The organism is Streptomyces sp. P17, assembly GCF_032436805.1.
GTDB lineage: Bacteria > Actinomycetota > Actinomycetes > Streptomycetales > Streptomycetaceae > Streptomyces.
In genome coordinates this window covers 1-283 of record NZ_JAVRBF010000634.1, presented here as the reverse complement: position 1 = coordinate 283, position 283 = coordinate 1, and the positions used below count along the sequence as shown (strand labels likewise).

1 protein-coding gene is annotated in these 283 nt (G+C 51.2%); it reads left to right on the top strand.

Going from position 1 to position 283, the window contains the following annotated elements:
- The coding region (locus RMT89_RS42405) for a site-specific DNA-methyltransferase (protein ID WP_315889094.1) at positions 1 to 236 on the top strand (236 nt) is incomplete at its 5' end.
- Positions 237 to 283: the final 47 nt, after the last annotated feature.

Sequence of the window (283 nt, the reverse complement as noted above, 5' to 3'; positions counted from 1 at the left end):
TCGCTAGCGAAGGTTCGACAGTTCACCCCACCCAGAAACCCGTTGCCTTGATGGAGTATCTCATTCGCACCTACACGAACTCCGGCGATACGGTTCTGGACAACTGCATGGGCAGCGGGACTACTGGTGTTGCTTGCGTAAACACGGGTCGGAACTTTATCGGTATTGAGCGAGACGAAAATTATTTCTCTATCGCAAAGGAAAGGATTGAGCGAGCGATAGGTAGACTTATCTAATGGCGACTAAATCCCCGACAACCCGCAGCCTAGAGCTACTCCGATCA